Genomic DNA, 19,356 nt, shown 5'->3' with positions numbered 1-19,356 from the left:
GTCAGGCCTTCCCGGTGGCGGGGCCCGGGGCGGACCGGGGGCGGGTGGCGGGGCCCGGGGCGGACCGGGGGCGGGCGGCGGGGCCCTGGCCACTCGTGCCCGGCTCGGTCCCCGCGGGGGTGTCGGTGCCGTCGTTCGCGTCGGCGAGGGAGCGCCCGGACGGCTCCGGGGCGCCGCGCTGGGCGGACTCGATCCCCGCCGCCTCCGCGGCCTCCCCGCCGGAGGAGGAGGTCGCCGACGCGCGGGGCATGGGCGGAGCCGCCTCGCCGCGCTCGTCGGCGAGGTGGACGCCGATCAGCGTGGGGCCGGCCGACCACGGGGCGTCGACGGCGGCTGCCTCGGCGCCGGCGTCCGCCCACTGGGAGAAGCCGGCCAGCTGCCGGGAGATGCCGCGGAAGTCGCTCAGCGGCGCACCCCGGGTGGGGTGCGGCTTCTCGCCGCGCCGCAGGGCGGCCACCAGCTCGCGCGCGCTCTCGACGTCCTGCTGGTCGTAGAACTCGTAGTCGACGGTCACCACGGGCGCGTAGTCGCAGGCCGCGAGGCACTCGGCGTGCTCGAGGGTGACCGAGCCGTCCGGCGCGGTCTCGTTGTGGTGCACGCCGAGGTCGGCGCTCAGGGCGTCCATGATCCGCTGGCCGCCGAGCACGTTGCACAGCGTGTTGGTGCAGACGCTGACCAGGTGCCGGCCGGTCGGGCTGCGCTTGTACATCGTGTAGAACGTCGCGACCGCGCCGACCTCGGCCTTGGTCAGGCCGAGCTCCTCGGCGCACAGCGTCACGCCCTCGGGCGAGACGTAGCCCTGCACGGACTGGACCAGGTGCAGCATCGGCAGCAGCGCCGAGCGGGCCTGCGGGTAGCGGGCCATGATCTCCCGCGCCTCGAGCCGGGTCTGCTCGGTCAGCGGCGGCAGGTCGGCCAGTGTCTCGGGCGAGGAGTCCACCGGGCTGGAGTCCAGCCCGGTCACCGCCGTGCCCTCCGCCGATCCGGGGAGTGCGCTCACGTCGTCTCCTCGCTGGCGCTCGTCGCCGTCGCTCGCGGCGCTGCTGTGTCTCCGGGGTGGCTCGCGAGCTCGCTCACCGGTCGACACCTCCCATCACGGGGTCGATCGAGGCGACCGCAGCGATGACGTCGGCGATCATGCCGCCCTCGCTCATGGCGGCCGTGGCCTGCAGGTTCACGAAACTGGGGTCGCGCACGTGGACGCGCCACGGGCGGGTGCTGCCGTCGCTGACGACGTGGTAGCCGAGCTCGCCGCGCGGGGACTCCACGGGCACGTACACCTGCCCGGCCGGGACCCGGAAGCCCTCGGTGACCAGCTTGAAGTGGTGGATCAGGGACTCCATCGAGCCGGCCATGATGTGCTGGACGTGCTCGTGCGAGTTGCCCATGCCGTCGGCGCCGAGCGAGAGCTGGGCCGGCCAGGCGATCTTCTTGTCCGCGACCATGACCGGCCCGGGCTCGAGCCGGTCCAGCGCCTGGGCGACGATCTTCAGCGACTCCTGCATCTCGGCCATCCGGACCAGGTAGCGGCCCCAGGCGTCGGAGGTGTCGGCGGTGGGCACCTCGAAGTCGTAGGTCTCGTAGCCCAGGTAGGGCTGCACCTTGCGCAGGTCCCACGGCAGGCCGGCGGCGCGCAGGATCGGGCCGGTCACGCCGAGGGCGACGCAGCCGGTGACGTCGAGGTAGCCGACGTCCTTGAGCCGGCGCTGCCAGATCGGCTGACCGGTGAGCAGCTTGTGGTACTCCGCCAGGCGCTTGGGCATGATCGTCAGCCACTCGCGGATGGACTCCACCGCGCCGGGCGGGAGGTCCTGCGCCAGCCCGCCGGGGCGGATGTAGGCGTGGTTCATCCGCAGGCCGGTGATCTCCTCGAGGAGGTCCAGGCACAGCTCGCGCTCGCGGAAGCCGTTGGTCATCGCGGTGAGGGCGCCGAGCTCCATGCCCCCGGTGGCCAGGCCGACCAGGTGCGAGGCGATCCGGTTGATCTCCATCACGAGGACGCGGATGGTCTGCGCGCGCTGCGGGATCTCGATGCCGAGCAGCTTCTCCACGGCCATGCAGTAGCCGGCCTCGTTGTAGAGCGGGGCCAGGTAGTCCATGCGGGTCACGAAGGTCGTGCCCTGGGTCCAGTTGCGGTACTCGGTGTTCTTCTCGATGCCGGTGTGCAGGTAGCCGATGGTCACCCGGGCCTTCGTGACCGTCTCGCCCTCGAGGTCGAGGATCAGCCGGAGCACGCCGTGCGTGGAGGGGTGCTGCGGGCCCATGTTGACGACGAGACGCTCCTCGCCGCCGCGGTCGGCGCCGAAGGTCTGGTCCCAGTCGCCGCCGGTGACGGTGTAGACCCGGCCCTCGGTGGTCTCGCGGGAGCCGGCGTACGGGTCCTGTGTGGTGGTCATGCGATGCCCCTCACCGGTAGGCGCGGCGGGTGTCGGGCGGCGGGATGGTGGCGTCGTGGTACTCCACCGGGACGCCGCCGAGCGGGTAGTCCTTGCGCTGGGGGAAGCCGTCCCAGTCGTCGGGCATGAGGATCCGGGTCAGCGAGGGGTGGCCGTCGAAGACGATGCCGAACATGTCGTAGGCCTCCCGCTCGTGCCAGTCCGCCGTCGGGTAGACGCCCGTCACCGACGGCACGTGCGGGTCCTCCGCGGTCACGGCCACCTCGAGGCGGATGCGCCGGCGGTAGGTCATCGACGTCAGGTGGTAGACGACGTGCAGCCGCGGCCGGCCGGGGGTGACCTCGGGGCCACCGCTGTCGAGGTAGTCGACGCCGGAGAGGCTGCTCAGCAGCTCGAAGCGCAGCGCGTCGTCGTCCCGGAGCGCCTGGACCAGGGTCGGCAGGTGCTCGCGCGCCACGAAGTAGGTGATCTCGCCGCGGTCGACCAGCACCCGCTGCACGGCGGCGGCGTAGGTGGCCTCCCCCACCGCCTCGATCAGCACGTCGGTGATCTCGTCGAACCAGCCGCCGTAGGGCCGGTCGGTGGAGTGCAGGGCGACCGCCCCGCCGGGCTCGACCCGGACGAGACCGCCGAACCCGGAGGTGTCGCCGCTGCCGCTGACGCCGAACGCGCCGCGCCGGAAGCCGTCGTCGCTGGTCACGACCGGCCCCGCACGTACGGCTCGGGCAGCAGCACCGCGTTGCCGCCGCGCTGATCGATCGCGAACTGGCCGGCGCGGCCCTCGGCCGCGGCCTGCTCGTAGGCCCGCCGGGCCGCCTTGTCGGCGCGCACGCTGGAGGGCATCTCCACCAGCAGGTCCGGCGCCGTGCCGTCCTCCCGGGCGCGAGCCAGCGCCTTCTCCCGCTTCGGACCGAGCGGCTCGTGCTGGATCTTGTAGTGCAGCTTGAGGATCGCGTCCATCAGCATCTCCGGCCGCGGCGGGCAGCCGGGCAGGTACATGTCCACCGGGACGACGTGGTCGACGCCCTGCACGATCGCGTAGTTGTTGAACATCCCTCCGGAGCTGGCGCACACGCCCATGGCGAGCACCCACCGCGGCTCGGGCATCTGGTCGTAGATCTGCCGCAGCACCGGCGCCATCTTCTGGCTCACCCGGCCGGCCACGATCATCAGGTCGGCCTGCCGCGGCGAGGCCCGGAAGACCTCCATGCCGAAGCGGGCCAGGTCGTAGCGCCCGGCGCCCGTGGCCATCATCTCGATGGCACAGCAGGCCAGGCCGAAGGTGGCCGGCCAGAACGACGACTTGCGCGTCCAGTTGACGAGCTTCTCCACCGACGTCAGCAGGACGCCGGAGGGCAGCTTCTCCTCGAGACCCATTATCGAACCGCCAGTCCCACGCTCAGTCCCATTCCAACCCCCCACGCCGCCACACGTATGCGTAGGCGATGAACACGGTCGCGATGAACACGACCATCTCGACCAGCCCGAAGACGCCGAGCGCGTCGTTCGCGACCGCCCACGGGTAGAGGAAGACGATCTCGATGTCGAAGATGATGAAGAGCATCGCGACGAGGTAGTACTTCACCGGGAAGCGGCCGCCGTGCAGCGACTGGTCGACCGGTTCGATGCCGCACTCGTAGGCCTGCAGCTTGGCCCGGTTGTAGCGGCGCGGGCCGATGAACGGGGCCGCCGCGACGGAGAAGAATGCGAACGCCGCGGCCAGGGCGAACAGGCCGACGATCGGCACGTAGGACGACAGCATCAGCGGCAGCCTACGGTGACGGCCATCACGGCCCGCGCGTGTCGCGGACGTTCGGTGGTCATTCGGTATCGGATCGTCATGTCGACCTCACGCTGCCGGGGTCAGTCGGGTCAGGACGGCCAGCGCCCGGTCGAACCGGTCGCCGTCGCGGCCGTCGGAGAGGTTGCCCATCAGCCGCAGCGCCCGGTGCACCAGTGCGGGGCGCCGGAGGCCGTGCGCGGTGGCGAAGCGGACCACCTCGGGGCGGGCGAGCAGTGCCAGGAAGCCCATGCCCAGCCGGTGGTGGGAGCCGTACTCCTCGCGCAGCCGGGCCGGGTAGCGGCGCAGCGCCGCCTCCCGCGCGGGGCCCTCGGGCAGCGCGAGCGCCGCGACGGCCGCCTCGGCGGCCATCCGGCCGGTCTCCAGCGCGTAGCTGATGCCCTCGCCGTTGAACGGGTTCACCGTGCCGGCGGTGTCACCGGCCAGCAGCAGCCCGCGGGTGTAGGCCGGGCCGCGGTGCAGCGCCATCGGCAGCCCCGCGCCGCGCAGCGGGGTGACGGCGTACTCCTCGCCGAGCTGCCACTCCGGCGGCAGCGTCGCCAGCCACCGGCGCAGCACCGCCCGCGGCTCCGCGCCGCTGCCCCGCCGGGTGTCGAGCAGGCCGAAGCCGACGTTGGCGGTGCCGTCGCCCATGCCGAACGACCAGCCGTAGCCCGGCATCGAGTCCGCGCTGGGCCCCGCCGCGGAGAGGTCGAAGGAGATGTCGAGGTAGGGGTCGGTGGCGCGCGGCGTGCGCACGTACCGGCGGACGGCGACGCCGAGCGGCCGGTCCTCGCGGCGGACCAGCCCCAGCGACTTGGCCAGCCGGCCGGACGTGCCCTCGGCGGAGACGACCAGCGGCGCGAGCCAGGTGGCGGGCTCGCGACCGGGGCCGACGAGAGCACGGACGCCGATCACGCGGCCCGCGTCGTCGAGGTGCGGATCGGTCACCTGGACGCCGGTGTGCACGCGGGCGCCCGCGGCCGCCGCGTGGTCGGCCAGCACGGTGTCCAGGTCGCTGCGGGTGCGGATGAGCCCGTAGGAGGGCCAGGACCGCAGCTGCGGCCAGTCGACCTCGACCACCTCGCCGCCGCCGAAGACCCGCAGCCCCCGATGGCGCACCCAGCCCGTGGTGTCGACCCCGAGGTCGTCGAGCGCCTTGACCCCGCGCGGCGTCAGGCCGTCGCCGCAGACCTTCTCGCGCGGGAAGTCGGCCTTCTCGAGGACCACGACGTCGAGGCCCGCCGCCGCCAGCGTCCGGGCCGCGGACGACCCGGCGGGCCCGGTGCCGACCACGACGACGTCGGCCCGCAGGCCGGCCCCGCGCGGCGCCTCGACGAGCGTGCTCGGCACGTCGATCCCCCTTCGCCGGTTCCCGGTGCGCTTGTGAACATTTTCACGAAGTCGCCGGGTCCGAGCCTACGCTGGCGTGTGAGCCAGGGAACAAGCCCCCCGTGACGAGGCTCACGTCGGCTGCTGCGGCCCGCCGGTCAGCGCGGCGCGCACGGCGTCGTCCTCGGTGGGCGAGAAGTCGGCGTAGACCTGACCGACCGCGCGGAAGCCGGCGGGCGCGGCGAGGCAGACCAGCGCGTCGACCTCCGCGGCCAGCTCCGCGACCACGTGCGGCGAGCCGACAGGGACGGCGACGACCACCCGGGCCGGCTGCTGCGAGCGCAGGGCGGCCAGGGCTGCGCGCACGGTCGACCCGGTGGCCAGGCCGTCGTCCACCAGCACGACGGTGCGGCCGCGGACCGGGACCGGCGGCCGCCCGGTGCGGTAGGCCTCGACCCGGCGGCGCAGCTCGACGAGCTCCCGGGCGCGCACGGCGGCGAAGGCGGCCTCGTCCACCCGGGCCGCCTCGAGGACCTCCGGGTTGCGGATCGTCTCGACGGCGTCGCCGACCGCCGCGATCGCGCCCATGGCCAGCTCCGGCCGCCCGGGCAGGCCGAGCTTGCGGACGACGAGCACGTCCAGCGGGGCGCCCAGGGCGGCGGCGACGGGCGCCGCGACGACGACCCCGCCGCGGGGGAGCCCGAGCACCACCGCGCCGTCGAGCCCCCGACCGGACAGCTCGACGGCGAGCGCCCGACCGGCTGCGGCGCGGTCGGCGAAGCGCATGCCCCAGCGTGGCACGCGGTGGGACTACGGGCGGCGGGCTCGGTGCAGGGCGACGATGCCGCCGGTCAGGTTCCGCCAGGCGACGTCGTCCCATCCCGCACCCTGGATGCGCCCGGCGAGCGTCGGCTGGTCCGGCCAGGCGCGGATCGACTCCGCGAGGTAGACGTAGGCGTCGGGGTTGCTGCTGACCGCGCGGGCGATCCGCGGCAGGGCCCGCATCAGGTACTCGAGGTAGACGGTCCGGAAGGGCGTCCACGTGGGGCTGGAGAACTCGCAGACCACCAGCGTGCCGCCGGGGCGGGTCACCCGGAGGAACTCGCGCAGGGCCGCGTCGGGGTCGGCGACGTTGCGCAGCCCGAAGGAGATGACGACGGCGTCGACGCTCGCGTCGGCCAGGGGCAGCGCCATGGCGTCGCCGGCCACCTTGGGCACCGCGCGGGCCGCGCCGGCGCGCAGCATCCCCTGGGAGAAGTCGCAGGCGATCGCGGTCACCCCGCCGGCGGCCAGTTCGACCGTGGAGACGGCGGTGCCGGCGGCCACGTCGAGCACCGTCTGCCCCGGGCGGGCGCGGACCGCCTCGCGGGTGGCCCGCCGCCAGCCGGCGTCCCGACCGCCGGAGAGGACCGTGTTGGTGAGGTCGTAGCGGCGGGCGACGCCGTCGAACATGGCCGCGACCTCGGCGGGCGCCTTGTCGAGCCCGGCCCGCCCGGGGCCGTGTGCGTCGTCTCGCCGGTCTCCCACGGCGACTGACGTTACAGAGCCTTCCACGGCGGCCCGGCCCCCCGGCTGCCTACTCTGGAGCCGTGACAGCAGCGGCCGTGACCTCGCGGAACACCGCCGCGTCCGCGGTCACCACGGTCGAGCTGCCCGACTCCCCCGACCTGCTGCGCCTGCTGCCGGCCGACGGCGGCCTGTCGTGGGTGCGCCGCGGCGAGGGCCTCGTCGGCTGGGGCGAGGCCGCGCGACTGGAGGTCTCCGGCCCGCGGGCGCTGGCCGAGGCCGCCGCCTGGTGGGACGACCTGTCCGGGCAGCTGTCGGCGCCGGACCCGGTCGGCGTCCCCGGCTCGGGGGCGGTCGCCTTCGCGAGCGTGGCCTTCGACCCCGCGGCGGGGACGTCGGTCTTCGTCGTCCCGGAGGTCGTCGTCGGCCGCCGCGACGGCGTTGCCTGGATGACCAGGATCGGCGATCCGCCTCCCCTGCCCGTGCGCACCGAGCCGGGCGCGGCCCCGGGGCGGCTGCGCTACGCCGACGGCGCGCTGGACCCTGCCTCGTGGTGCGCCGCGGTGGCCGCGGCGGTGCACCGGATCGGCGACGACGAGCTGGCCAAGGTGGTGCTCGCGCGGGACCTGCTCGTCACCGCCGACGTGCCGCTGGACCCCCGCCGGCTGCTGGACCGGCTGTCCGACCGCTTCCCCGACTGCTGGACCTTCGCCGTCGACGGCCTGCTGGGCGCAACGCCGGAGCTGCTGCTGCGCCGCACCGGCCGGGAGCTGTCCTCGCGCGTGCTGGCCGGAACGGCGCCGCGCGGCGCGGGGGCCGAGGACCAGCGGCTGGCCGCCGCCCTGCTCGGCTCGGCCAAGGACCGCGCCGAGCACGCCCTCGCCGTCGACTCGCTGGTCCGCGCGCTGGAGCCGTACTGCGGCGAGCTGGACGCCCCCGCGGAGCCCTCCCTCCTGACGCTGGCCAACGTGCGCCACCTGGCCACCGACGTCACCGGGACCCAGCGCCGGTCGGGCCGACGCGGCAGCGCGGGCCTGCTGGACCTGGTCGCCGCCGTCCACCCGACCGCCGCCGTCTGCGGCACCCCGCCCGACCGGGCCGCGGCACTGATCGCCGAGCTGGAGGGGATGGACCGCGGCCGCTACGCCGGACCGGTCGGCTGGCTCGACACCCGCGGGGACGGCGAGTTCGGCCTGGCGCTGCGGTGCGCGCAGCTCTCCCCCGACGACCCGGCGAGCGCCCGGCTGTTCGCCGGCTGCGGCATCGTCGCCGGCTCCGACCCGGCCGCCGAGCTGGCCGAGACTCAGTCCAAGTTCGCCGCGTTCCAGGCCGCGCTCGAGGGCTGAGCCGGCGCTACCGGTCGTCCTGGCCGCGCTCGATCTTCTCGGCCCTCTCGCGCATGGTCGGGCTCCGGCGCTCCAGCTGACCGTTCCGCCGCGCCAGCCGGGCCGCGTTGGCGATCCACGCGCCCAGCAGCCCACCGATCACCACGACGGCGACCACGATCCACACCCACGTCACGACGGAACCTCCTCCACCGGGCGCCCGCCGCGGAGTCCGCGGCCCCGATGAGCCCGTCCCCGACGCCCTACCCGCCGCGCCCCGGACCACGCATGGGTGGCGGGACGCGGCGGGCCGTCGATCAGGCCGTCACGCCCACCTCGGCGCAGTCCTGCGCCACCAGCACCTCGGCGTCGTAGATCTGCTCCGAGATCTCGTCGTCCGCGGGCTCGGCGCCGCTCGCCTGCGCCGCCGCGCGCTCGTAGGTGTCGGCCAGGTCCGCCATGTGGCCGCGCTGCGGCTCCGGCAGGGGGTCCAGCTCGCCCCGGATGGTGGACACCAGCTGCTCGATCGTCTCCAGGCCCGTGTCGAGGTCGGTGTCGTCGCTGAGCATCTCGCCGGCCTCCGCCACCGCCGGGATGACGACCTCGCAGGCCGCCTCGAGGGCGTCCTCGTCGCCCCCGGAGCCGGAGCTGGAGCTGGAGCCGGAACTGGAGCCGGAGTTGGAGCTGCTGCTGGAGCTCGTCGCGCTGCTCCCGCCGTCCTCGTCGTCGTCCTGGCTCAGCAGGAGGAACGTGACGACGCCGGCCGCGACGAGCACCACGGCGGCCACGATGGCCGCGATCAGGCCGGTGCGGTTCTTGCGGGGCGGCTGCCCGTACGGCGGCTGCCCGTACTGCGGGCCGTACGGCGACTGCTGGCCGTACGGGGGCTGCTGGCCGTACGGGGGCTGCTGGCCGTACGGGGGCTGTTGCCCGTAGGGGGGCTGACCGGGGGGCTGCTGGCCATAGGGTCCGGGCGGGCCGGGCGGTTGGGTCACGCCACGGACGCTAGGCCCGGTGGATCGGGCGGCGTCGCCGCCGCGCGGGTACGCCCGCCCGATCGGCTGACCCGGCCCGGCCCGCCGTCCACTCCCGGGTGAACGGCTCAGCGGCCGCGCCAGGCCGTCCACAGGGTGGCGTAGCGACCGCCGGCGGCGACCAGGTCGGCGTGGGTGCCCTCCTCGACCACCCGGCCGGCGTGGAGGACGACGACGCGGTCCGCGCGCACGGCCTGCGTCAGCCGGTGGGCCACGACGAGGGTGGTGCGGCCGGCCGTCGCGGCGAACGCCCCCTCCTCCAGCTCGCGGGCGCCGGAGCTGCCCGCCTCGGCCGTGGCCTCGTCGAGGACGGCGATCGGCGGGTCGGCCAGGACCAGCCGGGCCAGGGCGACCTGCTGTGCCTGGGCCGGGGTGAGCGCGGTGCCGCCCTCCCCCACGAGCGTCGCCGTCCCCCCGGGGAGCGCGGCCACCCAGCGGGCGCCGACCAGCCGCAGCGCCGCCTCGACGTCGTCGTCGGTGGCGTCGGGGCGGGCGAGCCGGAGGTCGTCGGCGAGCGTGCCGGCGAAGACGTGCACCTCCTGGCTGACCAGGGCCACCACGTCGCGCAGGCCCCGGCCCGGCAGCCCGGCGGCCGGCACCCCGTCGACGAGCACCTCGCCCGCAGTGGGGTCGAGCGCGCCGGCGAGGACGGCGGCCAGCGTCGTCTTCCCCGCCCCGCTGGCGCCGACCAGGGCCACCCGCTCGCCGGGGGCCAGGCGCAGGTCCACGTCGGCCAGCACCGGCGGCCCGTCGCCGTAGGCGTGCCCGATCCCGCGCAACTCGACGGCGGGGCGGTGCGAGCCATCCGGGCGCTGAGCGGGCACCTCGGTGTCGGGCAGGTCGACGACGCCGACGAGCCGCACCAGCGCCGCGCCCGCGGCCTGCACCTCGTCGAAGGAGAACAGCAGGGTGCCCAGCGGGCCGAACAGCCGGTGGAACAGCAGTGCCGCCGTCGTCACCTCTCCCACGGTGGCCCCGCCGCCGCGCACCAGCAGGAACCCGATGCCGAGGACGGCGGCCAGGCCGACGAACTCCGAGCGGTTCATCCGCCAGCCGAAGTCGGTGTAGAGCCGGAACACGCCGACGCCGACGTCGCGGGCGACCGCCGACCGCCGGGCGACCTCCGCCGCGTGCGGGCCGCTGCGCGCGTAGGCGCGGATGGTCTCGGCGCCCTGGACCGCGCCGAGCAGGCCGTCCGCGCGCTCGGCGACGACCAGCCGCTCCCGGGCGTACATCGGCGCCGACCGCGGCAGGTACCAGCGCAGGGCGAGGACGTAGGCCGGCAGCGCGAGCAGGCCGGCCACCGCGAGCCGCCAGTCGAGCACGCCGAGGCCGAGCAGGGTGAGCAGCACGGCGAGCGCGGCGTTGATCACCTCGGGCAGGCCCGTGGTCACCGACTCGCTGACCCGGGCGACGTCGTCGCCGACCCGGGACAGCAGGTCGCCGGGGCGCACCCGGTCCAGCGTGGCGGTGTGCAGGTGCAGCACGCGGGCGACGACGGCCTCGCGCACGCGTGCCAGCAGCGTCTCCCCGAGCCGGCTGACGGCCACCGCCGCGAGCCCGGTGAGGAGGGCGGCCAGCAGCGCCGCGCCGGCGAGCGCGAGCAGGAAGCCGCCGATCGACCCGCCCTCGGCCACCGCATCCACGAGCGCGCCGAGGACGGCCGGGGCGATCAGGCCGGCGGCGGCCGAGGCGATGCTCACGGCGAGCGCCGCGACCGCCAGCCCGGGGCGCTCCCGGGCGTAGCGACCGACGACCCGCGCCGCGCGCCGGCCGGTCGCCGTCGGCAGCAGGTCCGACGGCGGGGCAGCGGCGGCGGTCGACGGTCCCGCCGCGGTCGCCTCGGGGGCGGTCGCCTCGGCGGTCATCGCAGCACCGCCGTCCGGTAGGCGTCGGCCGCGGACAGCTCCGCGTGCGTGCCCTCGGCGACCACGCGGCCGCCGTCGATTAGGAGCACCCGGCCGCAGCGGCCCAGCAGCGCGGGGCTGCTGGTGACCAGCACCGTCGTCCGGCCGCGGCGCAGCGCCGCCAGCCCGGCGGCGATGGCCTCCTCGGTGACGGCGTCGACGGCCGTGGTGGGGTCGTGCAGCACGAGCACCGGCGGGTCGGTCAGCAGCGCCCGGGCGAGCGCGATCCGCTGCCGCTGGCCGCCGGAGAGGGTGCGCCCGCGGTCGGCGATCGCGCGCCGCTCGCCGTCGGGGTGCCCGGTGAGGACGTCGTCGGCCGCCGCGGCCGTCACGGCGGCGGCGAAGCGCTCGTCGGAGGCGGCGCCGGTGGGGTCGACCGCCGTCCGGACGGTGCCCTCGAACAGCACCACCGCGTGCGGCTCGACCAGCACCGCGCGGCGGGCGGCGGCCGGGTCGAGGTCGCGCGCGTCGACGCCGTCGACGAGGACCTCGCCGCGCACCTCCTCGGCGGCCACCCGCCCGGCGACGAGCGCGACCAGCGCCTCGGCGTCGCGGGGGTCGGGGGCGACGACGCCGAGCAGCTCCCCCGGCGCCGCGGTCAGCGACAGCCCGGTCAGCGGGCCGGTCGTGACCGCGCGCAGCTCCAGCCGGCCCTCGCCCCCGGGCGTCCGGGCGGCACCGCCCGAGGTGAGCACCGGCCGCGCCAGCACCTCGGCGATCCGGGCCGCGGACGCCCTCGCCTCGGCGAACTTCTGACCGGCGAAGCCGAGCAGGCCGATCGGCTCGGCGACGAACTGGGCGAGACCGACCACGGTGACGAGCTCGCCGATGCTGAGCTCGCCGTCGAAGGCCAGGGCCCCGGCGAACCCGGCGACGCCGGCGAGGAACAGGCCGCTGCCCAGCGTGGTGACGCCGCGGTAGACGCCGACGGCGCGCGCCGCGTGCAGCGTCGAGGCCAGCGCCGTGCCGCTGGTCCGCCGGTAGCGCTCGGTGGCCGCGTCCTCGGCGCCGATCCCCCGCAGGGCGCGGACGCCCTGCACGAGGTCGGTGGCCAGCCCGGCGGTGCGGGCGACGTCCTCCTGCTGCGCGGCGGTGCGGCGGGTCAGCAGCGGCGCCAGCAGCTGCAGCGCGCCGACCAGCAGCGGGGCGCCGACGAGCACGGCCACGCCCAGCGGGACGTGCACCACGAGCAGCGAGGCGGCCGCGACGACGAGGGCGGCGGTGCCGGCCACGACCAGCGAGGCGGCCTCGAGCACCCGGCCGACCCGGTCGGTGTCGGAGGTCGCGGTCGACAGCAGCTCGCCCGACGCGGGCGGGTCGGTCAGCCCGCGCGGGTCCAGCACCCGCTCGGTGAGCTCCACCCGCAGCAGGTGGGTCTCCTCCCACCAGGCCGCCACGACGGCCCGGGCGCCGAACCGGTAGGCCTGCGACAGGACGACGAACAGCAGGCCGGTGGCCAGCAGCGCGATCGCCAGCGCCGGCACGTCGCCGGTGGCCACCGCGCGGTCGATCGTCAGGCCGATGGCGACCGGGACGAGCGCCTCGCAGGTCTGGTGCAGCGACAGCAGGAGAACCGAGGCAGCCAGCCGGCGCGGGTGCCGGCGCAGGGCGCGGCGCAGCAGGGTGCGGGCCGTGGGAGGCAGGGCTCCTCCTCGGCAGCCGGACGATCAGGTCAGGGCACCCTAACCCGTGGCGTCCAGCGGGTTACTCCCGCAGCGCCGCCGCGGCCGCCTCCCGCAGCCGGCCGGCGAGCTCGGCCTCGGCACCCTGGTCGGTCCGGACCACGAGCACCCGCGGCCCGCCGGCGACCAGCGCGGCCGGGAGCGACGCCGCGTCCGGGACCGCGTCGGCCGCCCAGCCCAGGGCGCGGGCCACGGTGAGCAGGTTCCGGCCGTGCGGGGTGCCGAACACCCGGCGGTAGTCCGCCGCGTACTGGGGTCGGCCCGGCTCGAGCTGGGCGAAGATGCCGCCGCCGTCGTTGTCCGGGACCACGAGCGTGAGATCCGGCGCGGACTCCCCCTCGCCGAGCAGCAGGCCGGTCAGGTCGTGCAGGAACGTCAGGTCGCCCAGCAGCGCCGTGGTCGGCCCGCGCCCCGACCGCCGGTGCGCCAGCGCCGCGCCCACGGCGGTGGAGACGGTGCCGTCGATGCCCGCGACGCCGCGGTTGGCCAGCACGGCCAGGTCCCCCCGCGGCACCGCCAGCCGGTCCACGTCGCGCACCGGGGTGGACGAGCCGAGCACCAGCAGACCGCCGGCGGGCGCGGCGGCCACGAGGTCGCGGGCCAGACCGGCGGCCGTGGCGGGCGCCCGCGCGAGCACCGCGTCCACGGCCGCACCGACCCGGTCGGCGGCCGCCGTCCACGCCGCGGCCCAGCCGGCGTCGACCGGGCCACCGGCCACGGGCAGGCCACCGACGGCGCTCGCGCTGCGCCCGGCGTCGGCCCAGCGGGAGCCGGCGGGCACGACCTCCACCCGCACCGCGGGGTCGGCCAGCAGCGCGGCGACCGGGCGGGACAGCGTCGGCCGGCCGACCACGAGCACCCGCTCCGGGCGGTGCGCGGCCAGCCAGTCGGCCGCGCCGAGCAGCAGCGCCCCGCCGCGCAGGCCGGCGCCCCACGCGCCGCTGCTGGGCTCGGCCACGACGGGCCAGCCCTGCCGCCGGGCCAGCTCCGCGGCGGCCCGGCCGAGTGCGGCCGGGGCGTCGCCGGCGACGACGACCGTGCGGGCGGGGCCGGCCGGCAGCGGCGCGGGGTCCGGCGTTCCGGGGGCGCCGGCCGTCCACGGCGAGCCGTCGGCGCGACCGGCCCAGGCGCCGGTGGCGAGGGCCGGCCCGTCGGGGAGCAGCGGCTCGCGGAACTGCAGGTTCAGGTGCACCGGCCCGGGGTCGCCGGACACGACACCGCGGGCCACCAGCAGCGCGCGGGCCACCAGGGCGCGCCAGTAGCGGTTCTGCGGCTCCTCGCGACCGGCCTCGGGGACGCCGACGTCGGCCGCGAACCGGACCGCGCCGCCGTAGAGGCCGGGCTGGTCGATCGTCTGGTTGGCACCGGTGGCCCGCAGCTCCGGCGGGCGGTCCGCGGTCAGCGCCAGCAGCGGCACCCCGCTCGCATCGGCCTCCAGGACCGCGGCGTGCAGGTGCGCGGTCGCCGTCCCGGAGGTGGTGAGCACCGGTACCGGCCGGCCCGAGGCGCGGGCCAGGCCGAGGGCGAGGAAGGCCGCCGTCCGCTCGTCGACCCGCACGTGCAGGGCGAGCCGGCCGTCCCGCTCGGCGGCGGCCAGGGCCAGCGCGACCGGGGCCGACCGCGACCCGGGCGCGACGACGGCGTCGGTCACGCCACCGCGCAGCAGCTCGTCGACCAGCACGGTGGCCAGCGCGGTGGCGGGGTTCACGCGGCCGCCACCTCGGCCAGGCGCGCCCGCCAGCGGGCGTCGACGTCCGCGGGAGCGGCGAGCTCGGCCAGCCGGTCGGGGACGACGGCCCGCACCGGCAGCTCCCCGGCCACGGGCAGCAGGGGGTCGGCGGTGACGTCGCCGGTGAACAGCGCGACGGTGGCCAGGCCGCAGGCGAAGGGCAGGTCGGGCAGCGCGGCGGCCAGCGCGACCCCCGCGGCGATGCCGACCGAGCTCTCCAGCGCCGAGGAGACGACGCACGGCAGCCCGTGCGCCTCGGCCACCCGCAGCGCCGCCCGCACGCCGCCGAGCGGCTGCACCTTGAGGACGACGACGTCGGCGGCCGCGCGCAGGTCCACCCGCAGGGGGTCGGCCGAGCGGCGGACCCCCTCGTCGACGGCGATCCGCACGTCGAGGCGCCGGCGCAGCGCGGCCAGCTCCGGCAGGGTCGCGCAGGGCTGCTCGGCGTACTCCAGCCCGCCGGCCGCGGCGTCGAGCTCCCGCAGGCGGGCGACGGCGGTGTCGACGTCCCAGGCCGCGTTGGCGTCGATCCGCACCGCCCCGGCCGGCCCCAGCGCGGCGCGCACCGCCTCGACCCGGGCGAGGTCCTCGGCCGCGGCCTGTCCCGGCTCGGCCACCTTCACCTTCGCCGTCCGGCAGCCCGACGCCGCGACGATCGCGTGCGCCCGCTCCGGCCCGACGGCGGGCACGGTCACGTTCACCGGGACCGTCGCGCGCACCGGCGGTGGCCAGCCCTCGAGGGCGGCCTCCCGGGCGGCGGCCCACCAGCGGCGGCTCTCGGCGACGTCGTAGTCCCAGAACGGGCTGAACTCGCCCCAGCCGGCCGGGCCGCGCACCAGCACGCCGTCGCGGACGTCGATGCCGCGGAAGCGGGTGCGCAGCGGCACCGAGTACACGGACACGGCGTCGATCCCCGCCCCGTCCGCCATGGCCCGAGCGTAGGTGAGCCGCGCAGTAGCCTCGGACAACGTGGCCCGGCACCTGACCCTCGTGCCCGCGCCCGAGGACCCCCGCGCGCTCCTGGACCCGCTGCGCGCCTGCCTGGCGGGGAACGCGCCGCTGGCCGTGCTGCCGGCCGGGCCGCCGGCGACGGTCGCGTCCGCCCGCGCCGCGCTGCGCCCCGGCGAGCCGCTGGAGGAGGGTGCCGACCTCGTCGTCGTCACCTCGGGCTCGACCGGCGGCGGCCGCGGCGTCCTGCTGCCCGCCGCCGCGCTGCGGGCCTCCGGCCGGGCGACGCACGAGCGCCTGGGCGGGCCGGGCGCGTGGCTGCTGGCCCTGCCCGTCTCGGCGATCGCCGGGCTGCAGGTGCTGTGCCGCTCCCTGCTCGCCGGCACCGAGCCGACCGTGCTGCGCCGCGACGAGCCGCTGTCCGCCGCGGTCGACCGCATGCCCCCGGGCCGGCGGTACGCCTCGCTGGTGCCCACCCAGCTGCGCCGGTTCCTGGCCGGCGAGCCCGACGCCCTGCGCGCCCTGGACGCGGTGCTGGTCGGCGGCGCGGCCACGGACCCCGCCCTGCTGGCCCGCGCCCGCGCCGAGGGGGCGCCGGTGGTCACCACCTACGGGATGACCGAGACCGCCGGCGGCTGCGTCTACGACGGCGTGCCGCTGGCCGGGGTCTCGGTGCGCGCCGACGAGCGGGGCATCTCGGTTGCGGGGCCGGTGCTCGCGCTCGGGTACCGGGGGGAGCCTTCCGCGACCGCCGAGGCGTTCGGAGACGGCTGGTTCCACACCCGGGACTCCGGTGCACTGGTCGACGGCGTGCTGACGGTCTCCGGCCGGCTGGACGACGTCGTGGTGACCGGCGGGGTGAACGTCGCGCCGCAGGCCGTGGAGGGGGTGCTGCGCGAGCACCCGGCGGTCGCCGACGCTGTGGTCTTCGGCCGGCCCGACGAGGAGTGGGGGCAGCGGGTGGTGGCCGCCGTCGTCCCGGCGCCGGGCGCCGACCCCCTGCTCGCGCAGCTCCGGCCGTGGGTCGCCGACCGGCTCGGGGTCGCCGCGGCGCCGCGCGAGCTGCACCGCATCGCCGCCGTCCCGACCCTGCACACCGGCAAGCCCGACCGCCGCGGCGTCGCGGCCGCCGTGACCGGGGACGCGCGCTGATGGCCACGCCCGCGCAGTGGGTGGCCGGCGCCCGCCCCCGCACCCTGCCCGCCGCCGTCGCCCCGGTGCTCGTCGGCACCGGGGCCGCCGTCGCGCTCGACGGCTTCCGGCCCGCACCCGCCCTGCTGGCGCTGCTGGTCGCGCTCGCCCTGCAGGTGGCCGTCAACTACGCCAACGACTACTCCGACGGCCGCCGCGGCACCGATGCCGACCGCGTCGGACCGATGCGACTGGTCGGCTCGGGGGCGGCGACGCCGCGGCAGGTCCTCGCGGCCGGGCTGGCCTCCTTCGCCGTCGCCGGGGTGGCCGGGCTCGGGCTGGCCGCGCTGTCGAGCTGGTGGCTGGTCGCCGTCGGCGCCGTCTGCATCGCCGCCGCCTGGACCTACACCGGCGGCCCGCTGCCCTACGGGTACCGGGCACTCGGCGAGGTGATGGTCTTCGTCTTCTTCGGGCTGGTCGCGGTGGCGGGGACGACCTTCGTGCAGACCCGGGCCGTGGAGGGCCTCGCGCTCGCCGCCTCGGTGCCGATCGGCCTGATGTCGACCGCGCTGCTCGTGGTCAACAACCTGCGCGACATCGCCGGGGACGCCGTCGCCGGCAAGCGCACGCTGGCCGTGTTGCTCGGCGAGCGCGGCACCCGGGCCACCTACGCCGGGCTGCTGGTCCTCGCCTTCGCCGTCGTCGTCGCGATCGGCGTGATCCGCCCCTGGGCGCTGCTCGCCCTGCTGGCCGCGCCGCTGGCCGTGCCGCCGGTGCGGCTGGTGCTCTCCGGCGCCCGCGGGCCGGCGCTGATCGCCGGCCTGCAGGCCACCGGCAAGCTGACGCTGGCCACCGGCGTGCTGCTGGGCGCCGGCCTGGCCCTCAGCTGAGCCGCGCGGGCCTCAGTCCTCGTCGGCCGCGTCGCCGGACAGGCGGGCGCGCAGGTCCTCCTTCGCCGTCCGCCGGGCGATGCTGCGGGCGGCGAGGGCCTCGGTCAGCCGGTCGCGGACGCCGCGCAGCAGCAGGTACGAGGCCGGCATCGACAGCAGGAGCCCGAACAGCAGCGCCGGGATGCCCGGCAGGCCCGCCACCCAGATGACCGCGACCAGCGCGACCGTGATCAGCAGCCGGCCCACGGTGTAGAGCACCAGCGGCGGCCAGATCGACGGCGGCGTCGCCGGCCCGCCTGTCGGGGAGCCCGGGGTCGCCGGGTCGCTCGCGTCAGCCATGCCGGCCCTCCCACTTGGTCGAGAGCACCACGGTCGTCCGGGTGCGTGCGACTCCTCTGATCCTGTTCAACGCGCTGATGGCCTGCTCCAGTGCCGGGATGTCGGTCACCCGGACCTTCAGGACGTACCCCTCGCTGCCCGCGACCCGCCAGCAGTCCTCGACCTCCGGCATGGCGGCCAGCGCGGCCTCCACACCGGTCTCGTCGACCGAGTCGCTCTCGATGACGCTGATCAGCGCGGTGACGTCGAGCCCGACCGCCATGGGGTCGACGACCGCCCGGTAGCCGGTGATGACCCCCGCCGTCTCCAGCTTGCCGACCCGCTCGTGCACCGCGGGCGCGGAGAGGCCCACCTGGCGGGCCAGTTCGGCGTAGCTGGCCCGGCCGTTGGCCTGCAGCAGCTCGAGGAGCCGGCGGTCGACCGCGTCGATGACGTCCTCCGTCCCGGATCGGCTCCGGGGGCCCCGGCGCTCCCCCCGAGTATCGCCGCGGACGTACTGTGGTCCGTGCAGGGGGAGACGGAGAGGTGGCGCCGCATGGTGTTCCTGGTGTTCCTGGTGGTCTCGATCGCCGTGGTCGTGCTCGTCATGCGTGCCGCGGAGCGGTCCGGCGGTGCCGGCGGTCCCGGCCTGGGTGCTCCGCAGGCGCCGCGCCGTCCGCGGCCGCCGCGCAGCACGCGCCCGCTCGCCCCGGACGACGATCCCGACTTCCTGCGCGAGCTGGAGCGCCGCGCCAAGCGCGACGACGGCTCGCCCGCCTGAGCCCGCATCCCCCGGGGCGCCGTCCCCACCCCGGGTAGCGCGGCCCGCGACGCCGCACCTCCCGTGCAATTCCGCGCTTCTGCGCCGGGGCAGTTCCGCGCTCCTGCGCCGGGGCAATTTCGCGCTTCTGCGCCGGGGCAATTTCGCGCTTCTGCCCGGGGCGTCAGGCCGCGCGGCCGCCGAACAGCCGTCGCCAGCCCCGCGGGCGCTCCTGCTCGGGTTCGGCCTGGGGCGCGGGCCGCTCGGCAGGCTCTTCCGCGGTCGAGCCGGGCCAGCCCAGGGGAGAGCCCGCCGGCCCTTCGTCCTCGCGACCGGGCCAGCCGACCGGGCCGTCCCGCCGCTCCTCGGCGCCGCCCGCGTGCTGCGGGCCGGGCCCGGCCGTCTCCCGCCGGGCCAGCGCGGCGGCCACGAGCGGGTCGACGTCCGCGCCGACCGCTGCCGCGTGCCTACCCACCGTGACCAGTCCTTCGCCTGTCCATGCCTGCATCCCAGCACGGGCGAGGGGGTGCCGTCATCAACCGGCGTCCCCCGACCGGGGTCCGCTCACCCGGAGTGACGAGTCCGGCCCCGTTGCGGACCCCGGGCGGCAGGGCCCCC

Annotated in this window: 21 protein-coding genes; 4 read left to right on the top strand and 17 right to left on the bottom strand. The window is 77.0% G+C overall.

Features of this window, described 5'->3' with window-relative positions; all coding sequences use genetic code 11:
• Position 1: 1 nt before the first annotated feature.
• From nuoE to BMY88_RS05605, 8 genes are all read right to left on the bottom strand, one after another.
• The gene (gene nuoE / locus BMY88_RS05640) at positions 2-1,000 is read right to left on the bottom strand and encodes an NADH-quinone oxidoreductase subunit NuoE (RefSeq protein ID WP_091941087.1); all 999 of its coding nucleotides are present in this window, start codon (positions 998-1,000) and stop codon (positions 2-4) included.
• Between the two features lie 73 nt (positions 1,001-1,073).
• Positions 1,074-2,396 (bottom strand): NADH-quinone oxidoreductase subunit D, encoded by a 1,323-nt coding sequence (locus BMY88_RS05635; RefSeq protein ID WP_091941085.1) that lies wholly within the window; start codon positions 2,394-2,396, stop codon positions 1,074-1,076.
• A gap of 10 nt (positions 2,397-2,406) precedes the next feature.
• Positions 2,407-3,096, bottom strand: a complete 690-nt coding sequence (locus BMY88_RS05630) for an NADH-quinone oxidoreductase subunit C (RefSeq protein WP_091941083.1) — start codon at positions 3,094-3,096, stop codon at positions 2,407-2,409.
• Positions 3,093-3,773 carry a NuoB/complex I 20 kDa subunit family protein gene (locus BMY88_RS05625; RefSeq protein WP_091941081.1) on the bottom strand — a complete coding sequence of 227 codons (681 nt, stop codon included), beginning with the start codon at positions 3,771-3,773 and terminating at the stop codon, positions 3,093-3,095. The genes BMY88_RS05630 and BMY88_RS05625 overlap by 4 nt, the downstream gene beginning before the upstream one ends.
• 22 nt (positions 3,774-3,795) lie before the next feature.
• Positions 3,796-4,158, bottom strand: coding sequence for an NADH-quinone oxidoreductase subunit A (locus BMY88_RS05620; protein WP_091941079.1), 363 nt, complete (start codon positions 4,156-4,158; stop codon positions 3,796-3,798).
• Positions 4,159-4,245: 87 nt separating this feature from the next.
• Complete coding sequence (locus tag BMY88_RS05615) at positions 4,246-5,529, bottom strand: geranylgeranyl reductase family protein (protein WP_170860976.1); 1,284 nt, start codon at positions 5,527-5,529, stop codon at positions 4,246-4,248.
• A gap of 111 nt (positions 5,530-5,640) precedes the next feature.
• Entirely contained in the window at positions 5,641-6,309 is a 669-nt protein-coding gene (locus tag BMY88_RS05610; protein ID WP_244524467.1) for a phosphoribosyltransferase, read from the bottom strand.
• Between the two features lie 9 nt (positions 6,310-6,318).
• On the bottom strand, positions 6,319-7,035 hold the full coding sequence (locus tag BMY88_RS05605) for a demethylmenaquinone methyltransferase (RefSeq protein ID WP_091941073.1): 717 nt from the start codon (positions 7,033-7,035) through the stop codon (positions 6,319-6,321).
• Positions 7,036-7,097: 62 nt separating this feature from the next.
• Here BMY88_RS05605 and BMY88_RS05600 point away from each other — a divergent pair, with 62 nt between their 5' ends.
• Positions 7,098-8,360 (top strand): isochorismate synthase, encoded by a 1,263-nt coding sequence (locus tag BMY88_RS05600; RefSeq protein WP_091941071.1) that lies wholly within the window; start codon positions 7,098-7,100, stop codon positions 8,358-8,360.
• A 7-nt stretch (positions 8,361-8,367) separates the two neighbouring features.
• On the opposite strand, the gene BMY88_RS23730 is transcribed toward BMY88_RS05600, so the two are convergent.
• The 6 genes from BMY88_RS23730 to BMY88_RS05575 all read right to left on the bottom strand — a co-directional run bounded on the left by BMY88_RS23730 (position 8,368) and on the right by BMY88_RS05575 (position 15,620).
• The gene (locus BMY88_RS23730) at positions 8,368-8,535 is read right to left on the bottom strand and encodes a hypothetical protein (protein ID WP_170860975.1); all 168 of its coding nucleotides are present in this window, start codon (positions 8,533-8,535) and stop codon (positions 8,368-8,370) included.
• Positions 8,536-8,656: 121 nt separating this feature from the next.
• Positions 8,657-9,334 (bottom strand): hypothetical protein, encoded by a 678-nt coding sequence (locus BMY88_RS23275; protein ID WP_139220410.1) that lies wholly within the window; start codon positions 9,332-9,334, stop codon positions 8,657-8,659.
• 107 nt (positions 9,335-9,441) lie between these two features.
• Positions 9,442-11,241: an ABC transporter ATP-binding protein gene (locus BMY88_RS05590; protein ID WP_091941069.1), complete on the bottom strand. Its 1,800-nt coding sequence runs from the start codon at positions 11,239-11,241 to the stop codon at positions 9,442-9,444.
• Complete coding sequence (locus BMY88_RS05585; RefSeq protein WP_280138701.1) at positions 11,238-12,848, bottom strand: ABC transporter ATP-binding protein; 1,611 nt, start codon at positions 12,846-12,848, stop codon at positions 11,238-11,240. The genes BMY88_RS05590 and BMY88_RS05585 overlap by 4 nt, the downstream gene beginning before the upstream one ends.
• Before the next feature lie 136 nt (positions 12,849-12,984).
• A complete protein-coding gene (gene menD, locus BMY88_RS05580) occupies positions 12,985-14,670 on the bottom strand; it encodes a 2-succinyl-5-enolpyruvyl-6-hydroxy-3-cyclohexene-1-carboxylic-acid synthase (RefSeq protein WP_091941065.1) in 1,686 nt (561 codons plus the stop codon).
• Positions 14,667-15,620, bottom strand: coding sequence for an o-succinylbenzoate synthase (locus tag BMY88_RS05575; RefSeq protein ID WP_091941063.1), 954 nt, complete (start codon positions 15,618-15,620; stop codon positions 14,667-14,669). Before BMY88_RS05575 ends, menD begins: the two co-directional genes overlap by 4 nt.
• Positions 15,621-15,660: 40 nt before the next feature.
• Here BMY88_RS05575 and menE point away from each other — a divergent pair, with 40 nt between their 5' ends.
• Both menE and BMY88_RS05565 read left to right on the top strand, forming a co-directional pair.
• Complete coding sequence (menE, locus tag BMY88_RS05570; protein WP_091941061.1) at positions 15,661-16,791, top strand: o-succinylbenzoate--CoA ligase; 1,131 nt, start codon at positions 15,661-15,663, stop codon at positions 16,789-16,791.
• The gene (locus BMY88_RS05565) at positions 16,791-17,660 is read left to right on the top strand and encodes a 1,4-dihydroxy-2-naphthoate polyprenyltransferase (protein ID WP_091941059.1); all 870 of its coding nucleotides are present in this window, start codon (positions 16,791-16,793) and stop codon (positions 17,658-17,660) included. Before menE ends, BMY88_RS05565 begins: the two co-directional genes overlap by 1 nt.
• 12 nt (positions 17,661-17,672) lie before the next feature.
• On the opposite strand, the gene BMY88_RS05560 is transcribed toward BMY88_RS05565, so the two are convergent.
• On the bottom strand, positions 17,673-17,999 hold the full coding sequence (locus BMY88_RS05560; protein ID WP_091941057.1) for a DUF4229 domain-containing protein: 327 nt from the start codon (positions 17,997-17,999) through the stop codon (positions 17,673-17,675).
• Complete coding sequence (locus BMY88_RS05555) at positions 17,992-18,429, bottom strand: AsnC family transcriptional regulator (protein ID WP_091941636.1); 438 nt, start codon at positions 18,427-18,429, stop codon at positions 17,992-17,994. Before BMY88_RS05555 ends, BMY88_RS05560 begins: the two co-directional genes overlap by 8 nt.
• A 105-nt stretch (positions 18,430-18,534) precedes the next feature.
• On the opposite strand from BMY88_RS05555, the gene BMY88_RS05550 reads away from it, so the two are divergent.
• Positions 18,535-18,759 carry a hypothetical protein gene (locus BMY88_RS05550; protein WP_091941634.1) on the top strand — a complete coding sequence of 75 codons (225 nt, stop codon included), beginning with the start codon at positions 18,535-18,537 and terminating at the stop codon, positions 18,757-18,759.
• 163 nt (positions 18,760-18,922) lie between these two features.
• Here the strand turns inward: BMY88_RS05550 and BMY88_RS05545 are convergent, their stop codons facing one another.
• Positions 18,923-19,213, bottom strand: coding sequence for a hypothetical protein (locus BMY88_RS05545; protein ID WP_091941054.1), 291 nt, complete (start codon positions 19,211-19,213; stop codon positions 18,923-18,925).
• Positions 19,214-19,356: the final 143 nt, after the last annotated feature.

Source organism: Trujillonella endophytica (assembly GCF_900110555.1).
GTDB classification, from domain to species: Bacteria; Actinomycetota; Actinomycetes; order Mycobacteriales; family Geodermatophilaceae; genus Trujillonella; species Trujillonella endophytica.
The sequence above is the reverse complement of the archived record's forward strand: the minus strand, read 5'-3'. Positions and strand labels throughout refer to the sequence as shown.